The organism is Caballeronia sp. LZ062 (assembly GCF_031450785.1).
GTDB lineage: Bacteria > Pseudomonadota > Gammaproteobacteria > Burkholderiales > Burkholderiaceae > Caballeronia.
Genome location: NZ_JARTWB010000001.1, coordinates 1,047,519 through 1,070,738, shown reverse-complemented (window position 1 = coordinate 1,070,738; position 23,220 = coordinate 1,047,519). Strand labels below are relative to the sequence as shown.

20 protein-coding genes are annotated in these 23,220 nt (G+C 64.3%); 9 read left to right on the top strand and 11 right to left on the bottom strand.

What is annotated here, in order from left to right; all coding sequences use genetic code 11:
* Positions 1-61: 61 nt before the first annotated feature.
* Positions 62-1,288: an NAD(P)/FAD-dependent oxidoreductase gene (locus P9239_RS04915; protein WP_309749354.1), complete on the bottom strand. Its 1,227-nt coding sequence runs from the start codon at positions 1,286-1,288 to the stop codon at positions 62-64.
* Between the two features lie 89 nt (positions 1,289-1,377).
* Between P9239_RS04915 and tsaD the strand changes: the two genes are divergently transcribed.
* A complete protein-coding gene (gene tsaD, locus P9239_RS04910; RefSeq protein ID WP_309749627.1) occupies positions 1,378-2,415 on the top strand; it encodes a tRNA (adenosine(37)-N6)-threonylcarbamoyltransferase complex transferase subunit TsaD in 1,038 nt (345 codons plus the stop codon).
* Positions 2,416-2,418: 3 nt separating this feature from the next.
* On the opposite strand, the gene P9239_RS04905 is transcribed toward tsaD, so the two are convergent.
* Both P9239_RS04905 and P9239_RS04900 read right to left on the bottom strand, forming a co-directional pair.
* Positions 2,419-3,066 carry a glutathione S-transferase N-terminal domain-containing protein gene (locus tag P9239_RS04905; RefSeq protein ID WP_309749353.1) on the bottom strand — a complete coding sequence of 216 codons (648 nt, stop codon included), beginning with the start codon at positions 3,064-3,066 and terminating at the stop codon, positions 2,419-2,421.
* A 15-nt stretch (positions 3,067-3,081) separates the two neighbouring features.
* Entirely contained in the window at positions 3,082-4,314 is a 1,233-nt protein-coding gene (locus tag P9239_RS04900; RefSeq protein ID WP_309749352.1) for an MFS transporter, read from the bottom strand.
* 105 nt (positions 4,315-4,419) lie between these two features.
* On the opposite strand from P9239_RS04900, the gene P9239_RS04895 reads away from it, so the two are divergent.
* A complete protein-coding gene (locus P9239_RS04895) occupies positions 4,420-5,316 on the top strand; it encodes a LysR substrate-binding domain-containing protein (RefSeq protein ID WP_309749351.1) in 897 nt (298 codons plus the stop codon).
* A 51-nt stretch (positions 5,317-5,367) separates the two neighbouring features.
* Here the strand turns inward: P9239_RS04895 and folE2 are convergent, their stop codons facing one another.
* From folE2 to P9239_RS04875, 4 genes are all read right to left on the bottom strand, one after another.
* Entirely contained in the window at positions 5,368-6,165 is a 798-nt protein-coding gene (gene folE2 / locus P9239_RS04890; protein ID WP_309749350.1) for a GTP cyclohydrolase FolE2, read from the bottom strand.
* 149 nt (positions 6,166-6,314) lie between these two features.
* Complete coding sequence (gene dxs / locus P9239_RS04885) at positions 6,315-8,225, bottom strand: 1-deoxy-D-xylulose-5-phosphate synthase (protein ID WP_309749349.1); 1,911 nt, start codon at positions 8,223-8,225, stop codon at positions 6,315-6,317.
* A gap of 89 nt (positions 8,226-8,314) precedes the next feature.
* The gene (locus tag P9239_RS04880) at positions 8,315-9,202 is read right to left on the bottom strand and encodes a farnesyl diphosphate synthase (protein WP_309749348.1); all 888 of its coding nucleotides are present in this window, start codon (positions 9,200-9,202) and stop codon (positions 8,315-8,317) included.
* Positions 9,199-9,516: an exodeoxyribonuclease VII small subunit gene (locus tag P9239_RS04875; RefSeq protein ID WP_309749347.1), complete on the bottom strand. Its 318-nt coding sequence runs from the start codon at positions 9,514-9,516 to the stop codon at positions 9,199-9,201. The genes P9239_RS04880 and P9239_RS04875 overlap by 4 nt, the downstream gene beginning before the upstream one ends.
* 320 nt (positions 9,517-9,836) lie before the next feature.
* On the opposite strand from P9239_RS04875, the gene P9239_RS04870 reads away from it, so the two are divergent.
* Positions 9,837-10,943: an aromatic ring-hydroxylating dioxygenase subunit alpha gene (locus P9239_RS04870; protein WP_309749346.1), complete on the top strand. Its 1,107-nt coding sequence runs from the start codon at positions 9,837-9,839 to the stop codon at positions 10,941-10,943.
* A 103-nt stretch (positions 10,944-11,046) separates the two neighbouring features.
* The gene (locus P9239_RS04865) at positions 11,047-11,916 is read left to right on the top strand and encodes a sulfurtransferase (RefSeq protein ID WP_309749345.1); all 870 of its coding nucleotides are present in this window, start codon (positions 11,047-11,049) and stop codon (positions 11,914-11,916) included.
* A gap of 7 nt (positions 11,917-11,923) precedes the next feature.
* Here P9239_RS04865 and P9239_RS04860 read toward each other — a convergent pair whose 3' ends face one another.
* The 3 genes from P9239_RS04860 to polA all read right to left on the bottom strand — a co-directional run bounded on the left by P9239_RS04860 (position 11,924) and on the right by polA (position 17,287).
* On the bottom strand, positions 11,924-12,799 hold the full coding sequence (locus P9239_RS04860; RefSeq protein WP_309749344.1) for a dienelactone hydrolase family protein: 876 nt from the start codon (positions 12,797-12,799) through the stop codon (positions 11,924-11,926).
* 221 nt (positions 12,800-13,020) lie between these two features.
* Positions 13,021-14,406, bottom strand: coding sequence for an NAD(P)/FAD-dependent oxidoreductase (locus P9239_RS04855; protein WP_309749343.1), 1,386 nt, complete (start codon positions 14,404-14,406; stop codon positions 13,021-13,023).
* A 142-nt stretch (positions 14,407-14,548) separates the two neighbouring features.
* Positions 14,549-17,287 (bottom strand): DNA polymerase I, encoded by a 2,739-nt coding sequence (gene polA, locus P9239_RS04850; protein ID WP_309749626.1) that lies wholly within the window; start codon positions 17,285-17,287, stop codon positions 14,549-14,551.
* Position 17,288: 1 nt separating this feature from the next.
* Here polA and P9239_RS04845 point away from each other — a divergent pair, with 1 nt between their 5' ends.
* Positions 17,289-18,038, top strand: coding sequence for a TIGR00730 family Rossman fold protein (locus P9239_RS04845; RefSeq protein ID WP_250473489.1), 750 nt, complete (start codon positions 17,289-17,291; stop codon positions 18,036-18,038).
* 431 nt (positions 18,039-18,469) lie between these two features.
* On the top strand, positions 18,470-19,192 hold the full coding sequence (locus tag P9239_RS04840; protein ID WP_309749342.1) for a hypothetical protein: 723 nt from the start codon (positions 18,470-18,472) through the stop codon (positions 19,190-19,192).
* Positions 19,193-19,239: 47 nt separating this feature from the next.
* On the opposite strand, the gene P9239_RS04835 is transcribed toward P9239_RS04840, so the two are convergent.
* Positions 19,240-20,766: an AMP nucleosidase gene (locus P9239_RS04835; RefSeq protein ID WP_309749341.1), complete on the bottom strand. Its 1,527-nt coding sequence runs from the start codon at positions 20,764-20,766 to the stop codon at positions 19,240-19,242.
* A 142-nt stretch (positions 20,767-20,908) separates the two neighbouring features.
* Here P9239_RS04835 and P9239_RS04830 point away from each other — a divergent pair, with 142 nt between their 5' ends.
* The 3 genes from P9239_RS04830 to P9239_RS04820 all read left to right on the top strand — a co-directional run bounded on the left by P9239_RS04830 (position 20,909) and on the right by P9239_RS04820 (position 23,217).
* Positions 20,909-21,319: a hypothetical protein gene (locus P9239_RS04830; protein WP_309749340.1), complete on the top strand. Its 411-nt coding sequence runs from the start codon at positions 20,909-20,911 to the stop codon at positions 21,317-21,319.
* Between the two features lie 90 nt (positions 21,320-21,409).
* A complete protein-coding gene (locus tag P9239_RS04825) occupies positions 21,410-22,381 on the top strand; it encodes a homoserine kinase (protein ID WP_309749339.1) in 972 nt (323 codons plus the stop codon).
* Between the two features lie 14 nt (positions 22,382-22,395).
* Positions 22,396-23,217, top strand: coding sequence for a BPSS1780 family membrane protein (locus P9239_RS04820; protein ID WP_309749338.1), 822 nt, complete (start codon positions 22,396-22,398; stop codon positions 23,215-23,217).
* Positions 23,218-23,220 lie beyond the last annotated feature (3 nt).

Here is a 23,220-nt window from a genome sequence, read left to right as displayed (position 1 = left end):
TCCGAGTATAGCAAACGGGTCTGTGATCCGAGACCGGTGAAACACCTGCCGGGCGGACGTCTCAGGCTACCTTCGCGACGCCGCGTGCGTACTCCGCCGCAGCCTTTCCAGCCGCCACGCCGGATGCCCACGCCCACTGGAAGTTATAGCCGCCGAGCCAGCCGGTGACGTCCACCGCCTCGCCCACGAAGTAGAGGCCGGGCACGCGTTCGCTCATCATCGTGGACGACGAGAGTTCGCGCGTATCGACTCCGCCGCGGGTGACTTCCGCCTTGCGATAGCCCTCGGTGCCGCTCGGCGTGAGTGACCAGCCGGACAACGACGCGCCGATTGCCTTCAGCGTGCGGTCGGGCAGATCGGCGAGGCGCGCATCGAGCGGCACGCGCTGCGCGTCGAGCCAGGCGTGCGCGAGGCGCGCCGGCAAATATTCGGCGAGGAAGTTGCCGATCTGCTTGCGCGATTCGGCTTTCGCTTCCAGCAGCAATTCGGTGGCGTCGAGTTCCGGCAGCAGATCGACCCGAATCGGCTCGGACGGATTCCAGTAGCTTGAAATTTGCAGGACGCCCGGACCCGAGAGCCCGCGATGCGTCAGCAGCAAGTCTTCGTCGAATTCGCCGCGCGTCTTGCCGTTTCCGGTACTGATGCGTACCGGCAGCGAAAGCCCGGACAGCGCGGCGAACGGCGCCCAGTCGGCGGACGTGAACGTGAGCGGCACGAGCGCGGGCCGCGTATCGACGAGCTTGTGGCCGAATTGCTTCGCGATGCGGTAGCCGAAGTCGGTCGCGCCGATCTTCGGTATCGACAGGCCGCCCGTCGCGATGACGAGCGCAGGCGCACCAATAGCGCCGGCGGTCGTATCGAGTGCGAAGCGCGCGCCGTCGTGACGGATCGCGTGCACGCTCACCGGACGCCGCCACGCAACGCCGCCCGCCTCGCATTCGCTGCGCAAGACGTCGATGATCGTCTCGCTGGAGTCGTCGCAGAAAAGCTGGCCTTTGTGCTTCTCGTGCCACTTCACGCGATACTGCTTGAGCAAAGCGAGGAAATCGCGCGGCGTGTAGCGCGCGAGCGCCGAGCGACAGAAATGCGGATTCGCCGAGAGAAAATTGGCCGGCTGCGCGTTGACGTTCGTGAAATTGCAGCGCCCGCCGCCCGAGATTCGGATTTTCTCGGCGAGACGCTCGGCGTGGTCGATCAGCACGACGCGCCGGCCTGTCTGAGCCGCAACGGCCGCGCACATCATGCCGGCCGCGCCCGCGCCGATCACGGCGATATCGAAGGATTCCATGCCGCATTGTAACTGCCGCCGCGAACGCGCCGCGCGGCCCGCTGCTATACTTTTCGGTTCGCTTGATGCACCCAGTGGATGTCACCGCCATGCTCGTTCTCGGCATCGAAAGTTCCTGCGACGAAACCGGCCTCGCGCTCTACGACACAGAGCGCGGCCTGCTTTCGCACGCCCTTCACTCGCAGATCGCCATGCATCGCGAGTACGGCGGCGTCGTGCCGGAACTCGCGTCGCGCGATCACATCCGCCGCGCGCTGCCGCTGCTCGAACAGGTGATGAACGAGGCGCGCGTCGAGCGCCACAGCATCGACGCGATCGCGTTCACGCAAGGACCGGGTCTGGCAGGCGCGCTGCTGGTCGGCGCGAGCATCGCCAATGCGCTCGCCATGGCGTGGGACAAGCCGACTGTCGGCATTCACCATCTGGAAGGGCATCTGCTCTCGCCGCTTCTCGTCGATTCGCCGCCGCCGTTTCCGTTCGTCGCGCTCCTGGTGTCGGGCGGCCATACGCAACTGATGCGCGTCACCGATGTGGGCGTCTACGAGACGCTCGGCGAAACGCTGGACGATGCCGCCGGCGAGGCCTTCGACAAGACCGCGAAGCTGCTCGGGCTCGGCTATCCGGGCGGGCCGGAAGTGTCGCGTCTGGCCGAATTCGGTACGCCGGGCGCGGTCGCGCTGCCGCGCCCGATGCTGCATTCGGGCGACCTCGACTTCAGCTTTAGCGGCCTGAAAACCGCCGTGCTGACGCATAGCCGCAAGCTCGGTGCGTCGGGCGGGAACGTCTGCGAGCAGGCGAAAGCCGACCTGGCGCGCGGTTTCGTCGATGCCGCCGTCGACGTGCTGGTCGCCAAGTCGCTCGCCGCGCTGAAGAAGACGGGCCTCAAGCGGCTCGTCGTGGCGGGCGGCGTCGGCGCGAACCGGCAGTTGCGCGAGGCGCTCTCGGCTGCGGCGAAGAAGCGCCGCTTCGACGTGCACTATCCGGATTTATCGCTTTGCACCGACAATGGCGCGATGATCGCGCTGGCGGGCGCGCTGCGGCTCGCGCGCTGGCCGGACCAGGCCGTGCGCGATTACGCGTTCACCGTGAAGCCGCGCTGGGACCTGACTTCGCTCGCGGGAGGCTGACCGCTATTTCGGCGGGTTGAACGGCTGCACCACGGCGCTGAAAACCGGCAGCGTCTCGCAGCGGTCCGCGTGGCCGATGAGCGACGGCCAGCGCGTTTCCGCGAAAAGCTGCGGATGCGCTTCGCGGGCAAAGCGCAGCGCGCACGCCACCGCGATGTCCGCTTGACCGATGGCATCGCCGTACCAGAACGGCGTCGGGCGCGCGGCGCGGTCCGCTTCGAGCACATCCAGCACGCGCTCGACTTGCCCCGTGCAGCGATCCACCCACGCCTGCGACTTCTCCCTGTGCAGCACGCGTTCGTAGACGAGCGCGACAGCTTTATCGGCAAGACCCGTGGCGAGCGCGCAAACCTTCAGCGCGTGGCGCCGCGTGGCGCCCGCCGGCGGAATCATCGCGCGCTCGGGGCCCGCCTCTTCGTCGAGATAATCGAGGATCATCGCACTTTCGATGAGCACGTCGCCCGAGTCGAGCACGAGCGTCGGCACGCGAATCAGCGGATTGAACGGCGCGATCTTGTCGGCATCGCCGAACACGGACCACGGGCGATGCTCATACGGCATGTCGTAGAGCCTTAACGCGATGGCGACGCGCCGCACGAACGGCGAGTCGTATTGGCCGATCAGAATCACGATGCGCTCCCTCGTTGCCATTGCCGGGAAAGCATTCTACGGCCGGGCGCGCCGCGGAAACAACGGCAGCGCGAAGAGCGCAGACAGTCCGGCCACGAGCCATACGGTCGTCCACGAGCCGAACGACAACACTTGCGCAATGGCGAGCGGCGTCAGAAAGAACCCGACGTACACCGCCGTATTCGCCATGCCGAGCACGGTGCCCGCGTGCGCGGTGCCGGCGAGCGTTGCCAGTTCCGTGTACGCGACGCCGTGCCATGCGGACACGCACACGCCCGCGAGCACGAGGATCGCGGCAAGCAGCACCGGCGCGCGCGCAACGCCGAACGCCGTGGCCGCCGCCAGCGCGACGAACGATGCCGACGCCACGAGCGTCGAAGCACGCAAATACGCGCGCCGATTGCCGTGCCGGTCCGTGAGACGGCCGCTCGCGACGCGCATGACCATCGCGCCGAGCTGGATCGCGCCCATCGTCGCGCTGATCGCCGTGACGCCGAAGCCGCCCGCATCGTGCAGGAACACGGTCGCGAAGGTCAGCACCGCGAACTGCGGCACGCACAGCACGCCGATGCCCGTCACCATCCGCCAGATGCACGGGCGCCGAAGCGGGCTGCGATTCGCTGGATCGGTGAGGAGCGCGGCTGGCCGATGCGCGGCCACCGGCGGCTCGCGCAGCCAGCGCCACGCGAATGCACCCGAGACCGCGCACATCGCGGCGAGCGCGCCGAACACCGCCGTGAAGCCATGCGTCGAGGCGAGCCACGGCAGCAGCGCCGCGCCGATTCCGCCGCCCAGCGGGACCGCCGTCTGGCGAATGCTCATCGCGAGGCCGCGCTCGTTTTCGGCGAACCACGACATGACCGCGCGCCCGCTCGATCCGTTGACGCTGCCGCCGAGCAATCCGAGCAGGCACATCGCGAAGACGAGAAAGCCGAGCGTGGCCGCGGGCGGCGTCGCGAGGACGCTCATTGCGAGCAGCGTGGCAGCCGTGGCGAACAGGCCCGTCAGCAGAACGGGCCGGTCGCCCCAACGGTCCGTGAGCACGCCCCACGGCAATTCCGAGACCGCGACGCCCAGCCCCAGCGCGCCGAGCACGAGTCCCAAGCCTCCATTGTCGAGGTGATAGCCGCTGCGCAGCCACACCGCTGTGGTTGGAATGCCCGTCGCCGCAGCCGAGAAGCTCGCGTTCGCCGCCACGCCTACGCCGAGCACTTTCCATCGGTGTGCAGCCCTTAGCGTGGGCGCATTTGATAATGGAAGTGTTGCCATCGCTGTCCTCGTTTTTAGTTTGACTCGGAGCAGTCTGACCGCTTAGCATCGTCCTGAAAATCACAAATTTTCGGATGCGTCGTCCGAAAAACCAGGATGGTTGCGATGAATCACGTTACGTTCGACCTTGCCGTGCTGCGCAGCTTCGTCGCCGGCATGGACCTCGGCAGCTTTGCGAAAGCGGCGGATCGCGTCGGGCGCTCGACGTCCGCGATCAGCGCGCAGATTCGCAAGCTAGAAGAGCAAGCCGGCATCAGGCTCTTTCGCAAATCCGGGCGCGGGCTCGCGCTGACGGACGCGGGTGAAGTCATGCTCGCTTACGCGCGACGCCTCGTCGAACTGAACGACGAAGCGTCCGTCGCGGTACGCGGCGTCGATCTGGAAGGCTGGATTCGGCTCGGTCTGCAGGAAGATTTCGGCGAAGTCGTGCTGCCGGACGTGCTCGGCCGCTTTGCGCGGGCGCATCCGAAAGTGCGGATTGAGGCACGCGTCGCGCGCAATACCGAACTGCTGGAACGCATCGACGCCGGGCAGCTCGACCTCGCGCTCGTGTGGGGCACGACGGGCGCGGCGCAGATGCAGCCGCTCGCCTCCCCGTCGATGCGCTGGATCGGCTCGTCAACCGTTCCGTGGCAAATGAGCCGCGACGAGCCGCTGCCGCTCATCGCGTTTGACCGTCCCTGTCTGTTTCACAGCGCGGCGACGGCGGCGCTGGATCGCGCGGGCATCAAATGGCGCGTCGCCTTCACGAGCCCGAGCCTCTCCGGTTTGTGGGCGGCAGCCGCCGCAGGACTCGGCGTGACCGTGCGCACGTGCTACGGCCTGCCTGCCACCGTGCGCGCGCTCGACGAAGCCGAACACGGCCTGCCGACACTGCCCGCCATCACGCTCGCGCTGCATCGTGCACCGGGAAGCGCCTCGCCGCCAATCGACCGGCTGGCGTCGCTTGTCGTGGACTCGGTGCGCCAGACGCATGCGTCGGCGCAAATGGAATTCGCATGAAAAAAGCCGGTCGCTCGGACCGGCTTGCACTCGACGTTTTCCCGCACGCAATCACGGCTTGTCGCGCTCGATCACCGCATACGCGCTGTGATTGTGGATCGACTCGAAGTTCTCCGCTTCGAGCACATAGGCGGCGATGCGCTCGTCCGCGTTCAGCCGCGTCGCGATATCGCGCACGAGGTCTTCCACAAACTTGGGATTCTCATAGGCGCGCTCGGTCACGAACTTCTCGTCGGGGCGCTTGAGCAGGCCCCACAGTTCGCACGATGCCTCTTCCTCCGCGATGCGCACCAAGTCTTCCACCGCCACGTCGCCCGACAATTGCGCCGAGATAGTCACGTGCGAGCGCTGATTGTGCGCGCCGTACTGCGAGATTTTCTTCGAACACGGACACAGGCTCGTTACCGGCACGAGCACTTTGAGCGACAGACGCGTTTCGCCGTCGCGCTTCTCGGCGATGAAGGTCGCCTCATAGTCGAGCAGGCTCTGCACGCCGGACACCGGCGCCGTCTTCATCACAAAATACGGCAGCGTCACTTCGATGCGGCCGGAATGCGCTTCGAGCTTCGCCAGCATCGACGCGAGCATGGCACGCAGCGCGGCCTGATCCAGCGGCTCGCGATGCTCTTCGAGCAGCGCGACGAAGCGCGACATGTGCGTGCCTTTCTGTTCGGCGGGCAAATGCACGTCGAGATTCCATACGCCGACGCTCGGCTGCACACCGCTTTCTGTGCGCACCGACAACGGATGCCGCACGCCCTTGACGCCGACGCGCTGGATCTCGATCTGACGCGTGTCGGGCGTGCTTTGGACATCTGGCATCACAAAGGCGGGATTCATCTGATTCATTTGTTATGTCCTTTTTGCACCGGCGCTCGGGCGCGGCGCTGCACGATAAAACGCATACGGCGCGGGACTCGGCCCGCGCCGTATGCGAATCAATTGTCAGCCAATGGCCGATGAACGGCGCGCCCCGAGCGCCCGTGGCCGATTCCGCGTCAGGCGACGCGTTTGGTCAGCTTGTCCGCCGCTTCGACGGCGGACAGGAAGCGCTCGCGAATGGAGCGCGCGATGCCGGCTGCATCGAGCCCGACGCTCGCGAGCAGCTTGGCAGGATCGCCGTGGTCGATGAACACGTCCGGCAAGCCGAGCTGCAGCACCGGCTTGACGACGCCGCTCGCGAGCAGCGCCTCGACGCACGCGGAACCCGCGCCGCCCATGATCGTGCCTTCTTCGACGGTCACGAGCGCGTCGTGTGTCGCGGCGAGTTCGCGCAGCAAATCTGCGTCGACGGGCTTCACGAAACGCATGTTCGCGACGGTCGCGTCGAGTTCTTCGGCTGCGGCCAGCGACGGCGCGACCATCGTGCCGAACGCCAGAATTGCGATGCGCTTGCCGGAACCCATCTTCTGTGACGACTGACGGCGGATTTCGCCCTTGCCGAGCGGAATCGCAGTCATCTGCTTGACGGTCGCGACGCCCGCGCCCGCGCCGCGCGGATAGCGCACGGCCGTCGGGTTCGGCTGCTGAAGCGCCGTGTAGAGCATCTGGCGGCATTCGTTCTCGTCGGAGGCGGCCATCACCGTCATGTTCGGGATGCAGCGCAGGAACGCGAGGTCGTAATTGCCCGCGTGCGTCGCGCCGTCCGCGCCCACGAGACCCGCGCGGTCGATTGCAAAAACGACCGGCAGATTCTGCAACGCGACGTCGTGAATCAACTGGTCGTAGGCGCGTTGCAGGAATGTCGAATAGATAGCGACGACCGGCTTCATGCCGTCCGCAGCCAGCCCGCCCGCGAACGTGACGGCGTGCTGCTCGGCGATGCCGACATCGAAGTAACGGTCCGGGAAGCGCTTCTCGAACTCGACCATGCCCGAGCCTTCGCGCATGGCCGGCGTGATGCCGACCACGCGCGAATCCTGCGCGGCGGCGTCGCAGAGCCATTCGCCGAAAACCTGCGTGTAGGTTTTCTTCGACGGTGCGGTCGAGGGCTTGATGCCTTCGGCCGGATTGAACTTGCCGGGACCGTGATAGAGCACGGGGTCGGCTTCCGCGAGCTTATAGCCCTGACCTTTCTTCGTGACGACGTGCAGGAATTGCGGGCCGCGCAGTTCCTTGATGTTCTGCAGCGTCGGAATGAGCGAATCGAGATCGTGCCCGTCGATCGGGCCGATGTAGTTGAAGCCGAACTCTTCGAAAAGCGTGGCCGGCACGATCATGCCCTTCGCGTGCTCTTCGAGTTTGCGCGCGAGGTCGAGCACCGGCGGCGCGGCGCGCAGCACGCGCTCCACGCCTGCGCGCGCGGCGGCATAGAAGCGGCCCGACATCAGACGCGCGAGATGGCGGTTCAGCGCGCCGACCGGCGGCGAAATCGACATGTCATTGTCGTTGAGGATGACAAGCAGCGGCACGTCGTCGGCAACGCCCGCGTTGTTCATTGCCTCGAACGCCATGCCGGCAGTCATCGCGCCGTCGCCGATCACGGCGATGGAATAGCGGTTGTCGCCTTGCAGCTTGTTCGCGACGGCCATGCCGAGCGCGGCCGAAATCGACGTGCTCGAATGCGCAGTGCCGAAGGTGTCGTATTCGGATTCGCTACGGCGCGGAAAGCCCGATATGCCGTTCAGCTGGCGCAGCGTCGGCATCCGGTCGCGGCGTCCGGTCAGGATCTTATGCGGATACGTCTGATGACCGACGTCCCAGACGATGCGGTCGTTCGGCGTATCGAACACATAATGCAGCGCGATCGTCAGCTCGACCGTGCCGAGGTTGGACGACAGATGGCCGCCCGTCTGCGACACGCTGTCGAGCACGTAGGCCCGCAGTTCGTCGGCAAGCGGCTGCAGTTGGCGTCGATCGAGGGCACGCAGATCGGCCGGATCGTCGATTGTTTTCAGCAAGTCGTACATCGTCGTCCCATTTAGGAAAACTGGCGTGATTCGTTCGGCACGATTGACTTTGACCTTTCGCGCCGTGGGCTTCGTCACGCGTTCAACAATTAGTGCGCCCGGTTCACGACCAGGTCGGCGAGTTCGGCGAGGCGCTGGGCGCGCGCGCCGAACGGCTGGATGGCGGCGTGCGCGTCGCGGCCAAGCTGTGCCGCGAGTTCGCGCGACGCATCGAGACCGATGATCGACACGTAGGTCGGCTTGTCGTGCTGCGCGTCCTTCCCGGCGGTTTTGCCGAGCGTCGCGGAGTCCGCCGTGACATCGAGGATGTCGTCGACGACCTGAAACGCGAGCCCGACGGCGGCGGCGTATTGATCGAGCGCGGCGAGCACGTCCGCGCCCAGCTCGTCGCCTGCAAGCGCGCCCATGCGCACCGACGCGCGCAACAGCGCGCCCGTCTTCTTGCGATGCATGGTTTCCAGTTCGGGCCGCGACAGCTTGCGCCCGACGCTTTCGAGGTCGATGGCCTGCCCGCCGGCCATGCCGACCGAGCCGCTCGCGACCGCCAGTTCGCGCACGAGCGCAGCCTGCTGGCGATCCGACAGACCATTGCCCTCTGCCGTCAGCGCAATGAACGCCTGCGACTGAAGCGCGTCGCCGACGAGCAGCGCCGTCGCTTCGTCATATTGAATGTGTACCGTGGGCTTGCCGCGACGCAGGGCGTCGTCGTCCATCGCGGGCATGTCGTCGTGCACGAGCGAATAGACGTGGATCATTTCCAGCGCGGCGCTCGCGGCTTCGACGGCCTGCGGCCGCGCGCCCGTGAGTTCGCCGGCCGCGTGAACCAAAAGCGGACGCACGCGCTTGCCGCCGCCGAGCACGGCATAGCGCATGGCTTCGTGCAGACGCGCCGGCGCGATGTCCGTGCCGGGAAGATAGTGCTCGAGCGCGGTTTCGACGCGGTCGAGCGTGCCGCGCATCCATTGTTCGAAAGTCATAGGTCGTCGTCCCCGTTGTCGTTCGTCGCGCGCTGAACGTCGCCAGGCAGCGGTTTGAGCGTCTCGCCGTCGAGCACGCGCACCTGCTGCTCGACTTTTTCGAGCTGCTGTTGGCAAAAGCCTACAAGCGCCGCCCCTCGGCGGTACGCCGCAAGCGATTCCTCGAGGCTGAGCGCGCCCTCTTCCATGCGCGCGACGAGCGATTCGAGTTCGGCCAGCGCCGCTTCGTAATTCTGCGGAGGCGGCGAGGCGTCCGCGCCCGGCGCATCGGCGCGGGCTTCTTCGCTTGTTGCGTCTTCTGCGGTCTTCGCCATGAATCGTGGATGTGCGGTGAAAATTGGAACCAAGTCGCACATTCTACGGCAAAAGCTAATTTTTCGACCCGCATCCCGTGCGCGTGCTGCATCGGCGCGCGCCGTCCCCAGCTATGCGCTGCGGCGGCGAAAGCACGGGGAACGGGGCTTGCGCAATGTCTGCGAAATGCGCTTTTGTCGGAACTCTGACGACAATTTATACCCAAATCAAGACCTTATGCGCCCCAGCGAGGCGGATTTCGGTATAATCGCGGGCTCCCTAAATCGAATCTTCGATGGTTGGGTTGTTCACTGCTTTCACGTCTTCATCGGGAGTGGGAATGTCCAATCTGAGCAATGCATTGCAGTTGAAGGCTGTTCATAGTCAACTGCCAGTCACGGCTTACTTTGACGAAGCGCTTCTTACGCGCGAACTCGACATACTTTTCAAGCAAGGTCCACGCTATATCGGGCACGAACTCATGGTCCCCGAAGCGGGGAACTATTTCGCGCTTCCGGGCGAGGGCGAAGGGCGCGTGCTCGTCCGCAACCAGCAAAACGACATCGAGCTGCTGTCGAACGTGTGCCGTCACCGTCAGGCGATCATGCTGAACGGGCGCGGCAGCGCGGACAACATCGTCTGCCCGCTGCATCGCTGGACGTACGATCTGAGCGGTCAGTTACTGGGCGCGCCGCATTTCGCGGACAAACCGTGCCTGAATCTGGGCGCCACGCCGCTGCAGAACTGGCAAGGGCTGCTCTTCGAAGCGCAGGGCCGCAACGTCGCGGCCGATCTCGCCAAGCTCGGCACGGCGCGTCACTTCGATTTCTCGGGCTTCATGTTCGATCACGTCGAAGTCCACGAGTGCAACTACAACTGGAAGACCTTCATCGAGGTCTATCTGGAGGACTACCACGTCGCGCCTTTCCATCCGGGCCTCGGCAGTTTCGTGTCGTGCGACAACCTGGAGTGGGAATTCGGCGACTGGTACAGCGTGCAGACGGTGGGCGTCCACAAGAATCTGGAAAAGCCCGGCAGCCCGACGTATCGCAAGTGGCACGACGAGGTGCTGCGCTTTCGCAACGGCGCGCCGCCGGAGTTCGGCGCCATCTGGATGGTGTACTACCCCGGTCTCATGATCGAGTGGTATCCGCACGTGCTCGTCGTGTCGTGGCTCATTCCGCGCGGCACACAGAAGACCACGAACATCGTCGAGTTCTATTACCCCGAAGAAATCGCGCTCTTCGAACGCGAATTCATCGAGGCCGAACGCGCGGCGTACATGGAAACGGCGCGCGAGGACGACGAAATCGCCGAGCGCATGGACGCCGGCCGTCGCGCGCTCATGTCGCGCGGCGAAAATCAGGTCGGGCCGTATCAAAGCCCGATGGAATCCGGCATGCAGCACTTCCACGAGTTCCTGCGGCATCAGCTCGGCACCATCTGAGCGCAGCGCCATATGAAAGAAGACGGGATTTCGGGCCCGTTTTCTTGTTTACACTAGGCGTTCGTTCACTTCGAAGTCCGTGCCGAAGACATCAGGAGCCGCCATGCCGCACACTCACTACACCACGCTCATTTCCGCGGCCAATCTCGCCGATCGGCTCGCCGACGCGCCCGGCAGCGTGCTCGTCTTCGACTGCCGGTTCGATCTCGCTGCCCCGGAAGCGGGCGAGACCGCCTACGCCGCTGGGCACATCCCCGGCGCGCATTACCTGCATCTGGACCGCGACCTCTCCGGTATTAAGACCGGCACGAACGGCCGGCATCCGTTGCCGGAGCGCGCGGCGCTCGTCGAGAAGCTCGCCAGCTTCGGCTTGAATGAAGGTCAGCAGGTCGTCGCCTACGACGCGCAGGGCGGCATGTACGCCGCGCGTCTCTGGTGGCTCTTGCGCTGGCTCGGGCATGATTCCGTCGCCTTGCTCGATGGCGGTCTGCAGGCGTGGGAAGCAGCGGGCAAGCCGCTCAACACAGCCGTGCCGCCGAAGACGCCGGGTACCTTCAAGGCCGGCCAGCCGCTTCAAGTCACCGTCGATGCGCGAGCGATCGAGCGCAGCATCGGCACACGCGATCATCTGTTGATCGATGCGCGCGCCACCGATCGTTATCGCGGCGAGAACGAAACCATCGATCCGGTCGGCGGCCATATTCCCGGCGCGCTGAATCACTTCTTCAAGAACAATCTGACGCAGGAAGGCCGCTTCAAGACCGCGCACGAACTGCGCGAAGCGTTCGAATCGCTGATCGGCGGGACGCCGGCGGATCGCGTGGTCTTGCAGTGCGGATCGGGCGTGACGGCGTGCCACAACGCGCTCGCCATGGAAATAGCCGGGCTGCACGGCGCGGCGCTGTATCCCGGCTCATGGAGCGAATGGAGCGCCGATCCGGGCCGCCCCGTCGCGACCGGCGCGAATCCGTGACGCCTTCTTACTTGACGCCGTGCTCGCTGAACCACGCGAGCGCGCGCTTCCAGCCGTCCTCGGCGTCCGCCTTGCGGTAGCTCGGCCGATAATCCGCGAAAAATGCGTGCGGCGCGTCGTCGTAGACCACGAACTGCGAGCCGCGCGCGCTCGGCGGCCCATTCGCGATAGCCTGCTTCATCTGCTCGATGGTGTCCTGCGGGATGCTCGGATCCTGCCGCCCATACAGGCCGAGCACGGGCACTTTCAACTCGGCGGCGTTGTCGATGGGATTGCTCGGCGAATTCGCCGTCTTGTTCCCGGTGAGTCGCCCGTACCACGCCACCGCCGCCTTCACGCGCGGATTGTGCTCGGCGTACAGCCACGCAATGCGCCCGCCCCAGCAGAAGCCGGTGATGCCGAGCCGCTTCACATCGCCGCCATGCTCGCCGGCCCATTTCACGGTCTCGTCGATATCGGAAATTACCTGCGAGTCCGGCACCTTCGAGACGAGTTGATCGTTGAGTTGCTGAATCGACGGATACACAGAGGCATCGCCTTGCCGCGTGTAAAGATCCGGCGCGATAGCCAGATAGCCGAGCTTTGCGAAGCGACGGCACACATCGGCGATATGCTCGTGCACGCCGAAAATCTCGTGGACCACGATGATGACCGGCAGATGCGTCTTGCCCAACGGCTGCGCACGATATGCAGGCACGAGCGTGCCGTCCGCGCCGCGCACGCCGACAGCGCCGGCTTCGAGGCCGTCGGAATCGGTATGAATGGTCTGGGCGGAGACGGGCAGCACCGCGGCCGCGAAGCCCGTGCCGAAAGCGGCCTTGATGAACGTACGCCGGTTGAAGGGAATGTGCGGGATGAGGCTGTCGACTTCGGGTGTCAGCATACGAAGCTCCTGCGGCAAGCGCCGCCAAGGCGCCGCCGATGCGCGCGCTCGCGTCGTCGAGCCGCAGCCGCACCGATGGCGCTGAACCGGAAACCGCGCTGGAACGTCGCAGCGCGGCGCTACACGACCAGACTCGGGCGGCAAGTCGCATCGCCCGGGCGCGCACGACACCGCGCGTGCCGCCCATTCTAAACAGCTTTGTTCCGCAAGCGCTTAAGCGGTCAGTGCAGCTTCACGCGAGGCGCGGTAGACCTGCGCAGCCAGTGCGCGAAGGTATCGAGCACCATGCGCGCGTAGCCATGCAGCGCCGCGACGTGCAGCCGGTACAGCGACATGTACATGAAGCGCGCGAAGAGCCCTTCGATCAGCATGTTGCCGCCGATCAACCCGCCCATCAGATTGCCGACCGCGCTGTAATGCCCGAGCGACACGAGCGAGCCGAAATCGCGATAGGTGTATTCGGGCAGCGGCTTGCCGTCCATGCGCCGCGCGAACGCCTTGAAGAGAAAGCTCGCCTGCTGATGCGCCGCCTGCGCGCGCGGCGGCACATTGCGTTCGTTGCCGGGCCACGGACAGGCCGCGCAATCGCCGAGCGCGAAGACGTTGTCGTCGATTTCGGTTTGCAGCGTGCGGCGCACGATGAGCTGGCCGAGACGATTCGTCGGCAAACCGTCGAGTTGGCCGAGCACGGCAGGCGCCTTGATGCCCGCCGCCCACACCGTCAGGTCCGCGCGGATGATCTTGCCGCTCGCCGTGCGGATGGTGTCACGCGAGACTTGCGCCACGGTCTCGCCCGTCATCAGCTTCACGCCGAGCTTCGTGAGCAGCTCGGCCGTCGCGGTCGATACGCGCTCCTGCAGCGCCGGCAGAATGCGCGGCCCCGCTTCGATCAGCACGATGCCAATGTCGTTCTTCGGATCGAGCTTGTGCAGGCCGTATGCCGACAGCACTTGCGCCGTATTGCGCAGTTCCGCCGAGAGTTCGACGCCCGTCGCGCCCGCGCCGACAATCGCAATTTGAATGCGCGGCGCGGCTTCCACGATTACCGGCTCTTGCGCGTCTGCTGCGCCTGCAACGGCCAGTTCGGGCACGACGTGCTCGGCACGCATGCACGCGGCGATCAGCCGTTTGCGAAAAAGCTCGGCCTGACCGACCGTATCGAGCGCAATGGAATACTGCTGCGCACCCTCGACGCCGAAGAAGTGCGTCGTACTGCCAATGGCGATCACGAGCGTGTCGTATTCCAGCTCGCGCTCGGGCAACAGCTCGCCGGCTTCGTCGTCGCGCAGCGCGCCGATCTTAATGCGCTTCGCCGCGCGGTCGAGGCCGATCAGCTCGCCTTGCTGAAACTCGAAGCCGTGCCACAGCGCCTGCGCCGCGTATTCGAGTTCCTGCGTGAACGGGTCCATGCTGCCCGCCGCGACTTCGTGCAAGAGCGGCTTCCAGATGTGCGTCGGATTGCGGTCGACGAGTGTGATCTGCGCGCGCGGCGCTTTGGCGTTCGTCTTCGCGTCTGCCTTGCCTTCGCCGGAGCCGAAGCGGTCGCCGAGACGCGTCGCGAGTTCGAGACCGCCGGCCCCGCCGCCGACGATAATGAAGCGATGCATGAAGAACTCTCCCTATGCCTGTAGAAATGGACGGCGTTGTCCCCTCGCCTCGCTATCTCATTGTGGGTGACGCGGCGCCGCGTTCACAAGCACCGCCGTCGCATGTCCAGCATTTTTCTTGGCGCAGACTTCTCCGTGCGCCTCAGTGCGCCTCCTCCCAGTTGTCGCCGACGCCCACTTCCGCCACGAGCGGCACCTTCAGTTCGGCGACGCCGCACATCAGTTCGGGCAGGCGCTTGCGCACGTCCGGCAGTTCTTCTTCGGGCACTTCGAGCACGAGTTCGTCGTGGACCTGCATGATCATCTTCGTGCGCATCCCCGCTTTTTCGATCCAGTCCTGCACGGCGATCATCGACATCTTGATGAGGTCGGCGGCGGTGCCCTGCATCGGCGCGTTGATCGCGGCGCGCTCGGCCGCCTGACGGCGCGGACCGCTGCCGCCATTGATCTCGGGCAGCCACAGGCGCCGCCCGAACACGGTCTCGACGAAGCCGTTCATCTTCGCCGTGACGCGCGTGGTTTCCATGTACGCGGCCACGCCCGGATAGCGTGCGAAATAGCGGTCGATATAGAGCTTCGCCGCATCACGCGTGATCCCGAGATTCGACGCGAGACCGAACGAACTCATGCCGTAGATCAGGCCGAAGTTGATGACCTTCGCGATGCGCCGCTGATCGTTGTCCACTTCGCGCGGCGTCACGCTGAACACTTCCGATGCGGTCGCGCGGTGCACGTCCTCGCCTTCCGTGAACGCGCGCATGAGCGATGCATCGCCCGAAATGTGCGCCATGATGCGAAGTTCGATCTGCGAATAATCCGCCGACACGATCTTGCTGCCCGGCGGCGCAATGAATGCCTCGCGAATGCGCCGGCCTTCGCCCGTTCGCACCGGGATGTTTTGCAAATTCGGTTCGTTCGACGACAAGCGCCCCGTCACCGCGACGGCCTGCGCGTAGTTCGTGTGCACGCGCCCCGTGGCCGAATTGACCATGCGCGGCAGCTTGTCCGTGTACGTGGACTTGAGCTTCGAGAGCGCGCGATGTTCGAGCAGCACCTTCGGCAGCGGATAGTCTTCGGCCAGCTTTTGCAGCACTTCTTCGTCCGTGGAAGGCGCGCCGCTCGGCGTCTTTTTCACGACGGGCAATTGCAGCTTTTCGAAGAAGATCTGGCCGATCTGCTTCGGCGATCCTAGATTGAATTCGCCGCCAGCGTGCTCGTAGGCTTGCCCCTGTAGTTCGATCAGGCGCTTGGCGATTTCGTTGCTTTGCGCGTCGAGCTTCTCGCGGTCGATCAGCACGCCGTTGCGCTCCATCTTGCGCAGCACGCGGGCGGTCGGCATCTCGATATCGCGGTACACGCGCAGCAGGCCTTCCTCTTCCGCGACCTGCGGATAAAGCGCCTGATGCAGGCGCAGCGTGACGTCCGCGTCCTCCGCTGCGTATTCGGCGGCCTTGTCCAGCGCCACTTCGTCGAAGCCGATTTGCGCCGCGCCCTTGCCCGCGATGTCTTCGTACTTGATGGTCTTCACGCCGAGATGCCGCAACGCGAGGTTGTCCATGTCGTGCGGACGATGCGACTCCAGCACGTACGATTGGAGCAGCGTGTCGTGCTCGACGCCGTTCAGTTCGATGCCGTGATTCGCGAGCACTTGCTCGTCGTACTTGAGATGCTGGCCGACCTTCTTCTTCGACGCATTCTCGAGCCACGGCTTGAGCTTTGCGAGCACTTCATCGCGCGGCAACTGCACGGGCGCGTCCGGCCCGCGATGCGCCACCGGAATGTACGCGGCATGCCCCGCTTCGACCGCCACGGACAGGCCGACGATCTGCGCGACCATCGGATCGAGCGACGTGGTTTCGGTGTCGAACGACGTGATCTCGGCGGCTTCGATGCGCGCGAGCCATGCATCGAATTGTTCCCACGTCTGCACGGTCTCGTAGTGATGAACGATCTCGGTGACTTCGGCGGGCGGCGTATCGGTCGGGCCTTCGACGGCATCCGCGATTTCGATCTCGCGCAGCCAGGTCTTGAAGCCATGACGCAGGAAGACGTCGCGCAGCTCGTCGCGCGATTCGGGCCGCGTTAGCAGCGTCTCTTCGATGGAGTCGATCTGCGAAGCGAGGTCGCATTCCGTGTGCACGGTGACGAGCTTTCTGGCCATCGGCAGGAAGTCGAGAGCCTTGCGCAGATTGTCTCCTACCGCACCTTTGATCTCGCCTGCGTGTGCGACGATGCCATCGAGCGTTTCGTATTGCGTGAGCCACTTGAGCGCAGTCTTGGGTCCGCACTTTTCGACGCCGGGCACATTGTCGACGGTATCGCCGATGAGCGACAGATAGTCGACGATGCGCTCTGGAGGCACGCCGAACTTGTTCACGACGCCTGTGCGATCGAGCGTTTCGTTGGTCATCGTATTGATGAGGGTGACATGATCCGTCACGAGCTGAGCCAGATCCTTGTCGCCCGTCGACACGATTACCTTCATGCCGCGCTTTTCGGCCTGAACGGCGAGCGTGCCGATGACGTCGTCAGCCTCCACGCCTTCGATCATGACGAGCGGCCAGCCCAGCGCGCGCACGGCGACATGAATGGGCTCGATCTGCTTGCTGAGGTCGTCGGGCATCGAAGGACGGTTGGCTTTGTAGTCGGCGTACCAGTCGTCGCGGAAGGTCTTGCCCTTGGCGTCGAAGATGCACGCGCTATACTCTGCATTGATTTCGCGGCGAAGGCGCCGCAGCATGTTCACCATCCCATACAGTGCGCCGGTGGGACCGCCGTCGGGACCACGCAGGTCAGGCATCGCATGGTAAGCCCGGTACAAGTAGCTAGAACCGTCGACCAATAGCAGGGTCTTACCTTCAAGACTGAGTTCTTCAGGCATTATGAACAAGAGAAAAGTGATTCCGAGTCTGCGATCACTCGCAGATCAAGAGCGCGCGACAGCCAAGAAGGCCCGCGCGTCGTGGCAGATGTTCACGATTATGGCAGAGTTTATCGAGGCGACCGAGTACCTCTCGGAGATCCGCCCTGCCATCAGCATCTACGGTTCGGCCCGTTTGAAACCGGAGTCGCCGTACTATCAGCGCACCATCGAAATTGCGCAAAAATTCTCCGACGCGGGCTTCGCCGTCATCTCGGGCGGCGGGCCGGGCATCATGGAAGCGGCCAACAAGGGCGCGCACGCGGGCAAGTCGCCGTCGGTGGGTTTGAACATCGAATTGCCGCACGAGCAGTCGGGCAATCAGTGGCAGGACATCTCGCTGCGTTTCCGTCACTTCTTCACGCGCAAAGTCACGTTCGTGAAGAATTCGGATGCGGTCGTGGTGATGCCGGGCGGCTTCGGCACGCTTGACGAGCTTGCGGAAGTGCTCACGCTCATCCAGACGAAGAAGTCGCGTCATGTGCCTATCGTGCTCGTCGGCGCGGAGTTCTGGGCGGGGCTGCTCGACTGGTTCAAGAAGACGCTGTTGACTAACGGCGTGATCAGCGAGAAGGATCTCGATCTGATGCAAGTCATCGACGAGCCGGATCAGGTGCTCGACGCCGTGCTGCGGTTCTATGAAGACCGCGTAGAGAAGGTCGAAGAGCCGGCTGAGGGTAAGTCGGACGAGGATCGAATGTTTTATCTCTGATCGAGCAGAGGCACGGACGCGTCGCAACGAGGCGTCCGCTGTCTCTTGCGCAAGCGTAGGGGTGCTAAGCATCGAACGGGCTTGATGGATTCTTGTTGAATCGCTAAGATCGCGCGCAACGGGCAAAAGCAGCCGCAGCGTCACAGACGTATGCGGCTATTTTTACGGCCCGCCGATAGGTTAAATTAATTGAACTGCGGTTTTTGAGATAGAGCGCTAATCGAACGCGCCGCTCTTCCGCATGATCTGAAGGCGATGAAAGCAACATGAAGCACGCATCAAGCTCCCTTTTTAAGCTCGTTGGCACAGTCGCGGCCGCGATGGCTCTGCTCGCGGGATGTCATGACAAGCAGCACGACGACGCATCGGTTGCGGCGGCGAGCGCGCGTGCTGCCGCCCAGAGCGCAGCGCAGCCTTCTGAAGCCGACCGCATGAAACAAGCGCGGGTCTCGTTGCTAAACGGAATTTCGGGGGTCTGGAAGCCTGAAACGGGCGCCGGCCTGACGGTCATTTCGGCATCGGGCAACGACATTCAGATCGCACAGGGCGATACGCTGCTGCCCGCCGCGCTGGGCGATGTGGATGTGGATAACAACACGGTCAACGTCAAGCTCTTCTGGAAGAGCGGCAAGCAGGAGGTGCGCACGATCAACCTCGTAAGCTGCGAAGAATGCCAGGGGCCGAGCACTATCACCATCACTGCCGCCGACGGCTCGCAGCGCAACTACAGCTTCGTTCGCAAAGTCACTCAGGACGACCTGAATCGCATTGGCGCACTCTCCGGGCAAGCAACGGCGCCTGCTCCCGTGGCCGTCCAGCCGCAGCCGAGCGCCGCGACGAACCGCGGCGTCGTCGATATGTATCTTGGCGGCATCGACATGAACATGCGTTCGTGTCCGGGTTCGACTTGCGCGGCCGTCATCATCGTGCCGAAGGATTCGAAGGTGAGCGTGGACACAGCGACGATGCGCGACGTCACGGAGTCGTCCGGCAATAACACGCCGTGGGTGCGTGTGACGTACGAGGGCGCGTACTGCACGTCCGCAGAGCAGGACTCGCAGACCGGCTGCATGCCCACTCACGGCACCGACGCGCCCGTGACCGGCTGGATGAACTACACGCGCTTGTTGAGCGCGCCGCGCCCGCAACAATAAGCAACGGCATCGCGGGCGGCAATCGACGCCGCCCGTCTCCATGCGCCTTACTGAAACGCCACCTCCGCAAAACTCCGCAACTTCCGCGAGTGCAGCCTCGACAAGCCGTTCATCCGCAGCAACTCCATCGCCTTCACGCCGATCTGCAGATGCTGATCCACCTGCACGCGATAGAACTGATCGGCCATGCCCGGCAGCTTGAGTTCGCCATGCAGCGGCTTGTCCGACACGCATAGCAGCGTCCCGTACGGCACGCGAAACCGGAATCCATTCGCGGCGATGGTCGCGCTTTCCATATCGAGCGCAATCGCGCGACTTTGCGATAGCCGCTGCACCGGCTCGCGATGATCGCGCAGTTCCCAGTTCCGGTTATCGACGCTCGCCACCGTCCCCGTGCGCATGACGCGCTTCAGCTCGACGCCTTCCAGTTGCGTCACCTGCGCCACCGCCTTTTCGAGCGCGACCTGCACTTCGGCGAGCGCCGGCACCGGCACCCAAAGCGGCAGATCCGCATCGAGCACGTGATCTTCGCGCACATAGCCGTGCGCGAGCACATAGTCGCCGAGACGCTGCGTGTTGCGCAGGCCCGCGCAATGCCCGAGCATGACCCACGCATGAGGACGCAGCACCGCGATGTGATCCGTGATCGTCTTCGCGTTCGACGGCCCGACGCCGATATTGACCATCGTGATACCGCTGCCGTCCGCGCGCTTCAGGTGATAAGCCGGCATCTGCGGCAAACGCGCGAGCGCCGTGCCTTCGTCGGGCTGCTCGCCGAGATTCGCGTTGTACGTGATGACATCGCCCGGCTCGACGAACGACGAATATTCGCTGCGATACGCGCGCGTCTCTTCGTCGTCGGCGCGCGACATCAGCGTGCGGCCGAGCTTCACGAACTCGTCGATATAGAACTGGTAGTTCGTGTACAGCACGTAGTTCTGAAAATGCGTTGGCGACGTTGCCGTGTAATGCCGCAGCCGATGCAACGAGAAATCGACGCGCGCCGCCGTGAAAAGCGCCAGCGGATGCGGCTCGCCCGGTCCCGGCTCGTAGGTCCCGTTGACGATGCGGTCGTCGAGCAGCGCGAGGTCCGGCGTATCGAAGACATTGCGCATGGCGAGCAGGCGGTCGCGGTCCAGATCGCCTTCGAGGTGAATGCCCTCCGCGAACGCAAAGTGAATGGGAATGGGCTGCGCCGACACGCCTACTTCGATGCCCACGTGATGATTCTTCGTCAGCAGGCGCAATTGCTCGCGATAGTAATCGCCGAAGAGATCGGGACGCGTGAGCGTTGTCTCGAAAATGCCCGGCCCCGCGACGAATCCATACGAGCGGCGCGAATCGATATGTGTATTCAGCTCCGTGCGCACGCGCACGAACGGATAGCACGCGCGCACGCGATGCGTGAATTGCTCGTTGCGCCGGTATCGCGCGAAGGCATCGCGCAGGAATGCAGTGTTTGCTTCATAGATGGCGGACAGGCGCGTGACGGCGGCGACCGGGTCATCGAAGGATTCGGTCGGGAAATCGTTGGCCGGCGTGCCTTGAGTAGTTTGAGTGCGGTCGTTTGTCATGGTCTTGTATGCGTGTGCTCCAATGCCCTCTCGATGAATCGACATTAACACGGAAGAATGCACGGACCATGAAGTCCCTACCACGCGGGACGTTGCGCTTCGTTAGGGTTTGCTAGAATCCGGCCATCCCTGGAGAACTATCATGAAGCCGCTTCTTTCTGTCGCTACAGCGGCAGTCCTCGCCGCCGCAAGCGTTGGCGCGTTCGCGCAGCCGATATCCGACGCGAATCCGCCGGCGGCGCAACCGGCTCAGCACACCATGTCGGCGGAAGAAGCCGCCGGCCTTCCCGATCTGAAGGCCATTAACCGGCCGCCTGCCAACGTCAGCTCCAAGGTAGAAATTTCGCCGCCGCGCACGCCGAGCTTTCACGAAGTGAGTCCGAACGGCACCGAGATCACCGAGTACCGCGACAAGGGCAAGCCTGTCGAGATCAACGTCCACTCTAATTTCGGCACGCATTATCAGATGAGCGCGCCTGCGGATACGTCGCCGCAAGTGCGCGACAGCGGCCGCGCGAGCACGCGCCTGCCGTCCGTCAATCTGCGTTATTGACTCAAGTAAGATAGCTTCGAGCCCGCTGTCCACCAGCGGGCTTCGTCATTCGGCCCGCGCGGGCCAATCAACCAGACCGACGTTCTCTGCATGGCCGTATTCACCCCCGTCTCTGACGCCGAGCTCGGCGACTGGCTGCAAGACTACGATCTCGGCGATGTCGTCGAATTTCGCGGCATTCAGTCGGGCATCGAAAATAGCAATTTCTTTCTCACCACGACGCACGGCGAATACGTGCTGACGATCTTCGAGAACCTCACGGCCACGCAGCTTCCGTTCTATCTGGACCTGATGCGGCATCTCGCCTCGCATCGCGTGCCGGTTCCCGATCCGATGCCGCGCTGCGACGGCTCGCTCTTCGGCATGCTGCGCGGCAAGCCCGCGGCCATCGTGACGAAGCTCGAAGGCGCGCCCGAACTTGCGCCTACGCCCGCGCATTGCATAGAAGTCGGCAATATGCTCGCGCGCATGCACCTCGCGGGGCGCGACTTCACGCGGCATCAACCGAATCTGCGCAGCCTGCCCTGGTGGCAAGAGAATGTGCCGGCCATCGTCGAATTTTTGAGCGACAGCCAGCGCGAACTGATCGAAGCCGAACTCGCGCATCAGACCGCGTTCTTCGGCTCGGCCGATTACGCCGCGCTGCCCGTCGGCCCGTGTCACTGCGACCTATTCCGCGACAACGTGCTGTTCGCGCATGGGCGTGAGCACGCGCGGCTGGGCGGCTTTTTCGACTTCTACTTCGCAGGCACGGACAAGTGGCTCTTCGACGTCGCCGTGACCGTGAACGACTGGTGCGTCGACCTGGCCACAGGTGCGCTCGATGCGGCTCGCGTGGATGCCCTGTTGCGTGCGTATCAAACCGTGCGTCCTTTCACGCCGGCCGAAGAAAGCCACTGGAACGATATGCTGCGCGCGGGGGCGATGCGCTTCTGGGTGTCGCGGCTGTATGACTTCCATCGCCCGCGAGAAGCACAGATGCTGAAGGCGCACGACCCCGGCCATTTCGAGCGCATTCTGCGCGAGCGCGTTCAAGCCGCGTCCTCTTCCGCCAAACGGTAATCCAGCGACTCCTCATGCGACTCATCGAAGTTCCCGCCAAGACCGGCTACGTGTGGTTTCGCCAGGGCATCTGGCTCTTTCGCCGCAACCCGTTTGCGTTCCTCACGGTTTTCTTCGCCTATCTGTTCGTGATGACGCTGATCTCACGGGTGCCGCTCGTCGGCCCGTTGCTGCCGCTCCTGTTCATTCCGGGCATCGCCGTGGGTTTCATGGCGGCGTGCCGAAACACGATCGCCGGCAAACCGGTCTGGCCGACCATCCTCGTCGACGGATTCCGCTCCTACGGCAGCGTGGTTGCGCGGCGCCTGCTGGTGCTGGGCGCGCTGTATGTCGTCGCGATGGCCGCGATCTTCGGCATCTCCGCCCTGGTCGACGGCGGGACGCTCCTCAACCTGATGATGGGCAACGGCCCGTCCGGCGACCCCGAAACCGTCGCGGCCGGCTTCAGTCCGCTGGCGGTGCTGGTGGCTATGGCGTGCTACCTGCCGGTCGCCATGCTGTTCTGGTTCTCGCCGGTTTTGATCGCCTGGCACGAGGTCCCGACCGCGAAGGCGCTGTTCTTCAGCCTCGTCTCATGCTGGCGCAATCGCGGCGCGTTCGTTTTGTACGGCATCCTGTGGATTGCGGTGGCGCTCGCGGTATCGTTCGGTCTGACCGCGCTGATGCAGGCTATCGGCGCCGGGCAGGAGATGGCGTTCGCCGTGCTGATGCCGGCGTCGATCCTCGTCACGACCGCGCTTTACTGCTCTTTCTACGCGACGTACCGCGGCTGCTTCGGCGTACAGACACCGGACGCGCCGGATCTGCCGACTGCCTCCGGCGCGTCAGGGAACTGAGTG

Bases quoted from the DNA above. Each gene is read 5' to 3' on its own strand.
- P9239_RS04870 (WP_309749346.1), top strand. From the start codon at position 9,837: ATGTCCAATCTGAGCAATGCATTGCAGTTGAAGGCTGTTCATAGTCAA.
- P9239_RS04865 (WP_309749345.1), top strand. From the start codon at position 11,047: ATGCCGCACACTCACTACACCACGCTCATTTCCGCGGCCAATCTCGCC.
- folE2 (WP_309749350.1), bottom strand. From the start codon at position 6,165: ATGAATCAGATGAATCCCGCCTTTGTGATGCCAGATGTCCAAAGCACG.
- P9239_RS04845 (WP_250473489.1), top strand. From the start codon at position 17,289: ATGAACAAGAGAAAAGTGATTCCGAGTCTGCGATCACTCGCAGATCAA.
- P9239_RS04860 (WP_309749344.1), bottom strand. From the start codon at position 12,799: ATGCTGACACCCGAAGTCGACAGCCTCATCCCGCACATTCCCTTCAAC.
- P9239_RS04840 (WP_309749342.1), top strand. From the start codon at position 18,470: ATGAAACAAGCGCGGGTCTCGTTGCTAAACGGAATTTCGGGGGTCTGG.
- P9239_RS04875 (WP_309749347.1), bottom strand. From the start codon at position 9,516: ATGGCGAAGACCGCAGAAGACGCAACAAGCGAAGAAGCCCGCGCCGAT.
- P9239_RS04835 (WP_309749341.1), bottom strand. From the start codon at position 20,766: ATGACAAACGACCGCACTCAAACTACTCAAGGCACGCCGGCCAACGAT.
- polA (WP_309749626.1), bottom strand. From the start codon at position 17,287: ATGCCTGAAGAACTCAGTCTTGAAGGTAAGACCCTGCTATTGGTCGAC.
- P9239_RS04825 (WP_309749339.1), top strand. From the start codon at position 21,410: ATGGCCGTATTCACCCCCGTCTCTGACGCCGAGCTCGGCGACTGGCTG.
- dxs (WP_309749349.1), bottom strand. From the start codon at position 8,225: ATGTACGACTTGCTGAAAACAATCGACGATCCGGCCGATCTGCGTGCC.
- P9239_RS04830 (WP_309749340.1), top strand. From the start codon at position 20,909: ATGAAGCCGCTTCTTTCTGTCGCTACAGCGGCAGTCCTCGCCGCCGCA.
- tsaD (WP_309749627.1), top strand. From the start codon at position 1,378: ATGCTCGTTCTCGGCATCGAAAGTTCCTGCGACGAAACCGGCCTCGCG.
- P9239_RS04880 (WP_309749348.1), bottom strand. From the start codon at position 9,202: ATGACTTTCGAACAATGGATGCGCGGCACGCTCGACCGCGTCGAAACC.
- P9239_RS04820 (WP_309749338.1), top strand. From the start codon at position 22,396: ATGCGACTCATCGAAGTTCCCGCCAAGACCGGCTACGTGTGGTTTCGC.
- P9239_RS04855 (WP_309749343.1), bottom strand. From the start codon at position 14,406: ATGCATCGCTTCATTATCGTCGGCGGCGGGGCCGGCGGTCTCGAACTC.
- P9239_RS04900 (WP_309749352.1), bottom strand. From the start codon at position 4,314: ATGGCAACACTTCCATTATCAAATGCGCCCACGCTAAGGGCTGCACAC.
- P9239_RS04915 (WP_309749354.1), bottom strand. From the start codon at position 1,288: ATGGAATCCTTCGATATCGCCGTGATCGGCGCGGGCGCGGCCGGCATG.
- P9239_RS04895 (WP_309749351.1), top strand. From the start codon at position 4,420: ATGAATCACGTTACGTTCGACCTTGCCGTGCTGCGCAGCTTCGTCGCC.
- P9239_RS04905 (WP_309749353.1), bottom strand. From the start codon at position 3,066: ATGGCAACGAGGGAGCGCATCGTGATTCTGATCGGCCAATACGACTCG.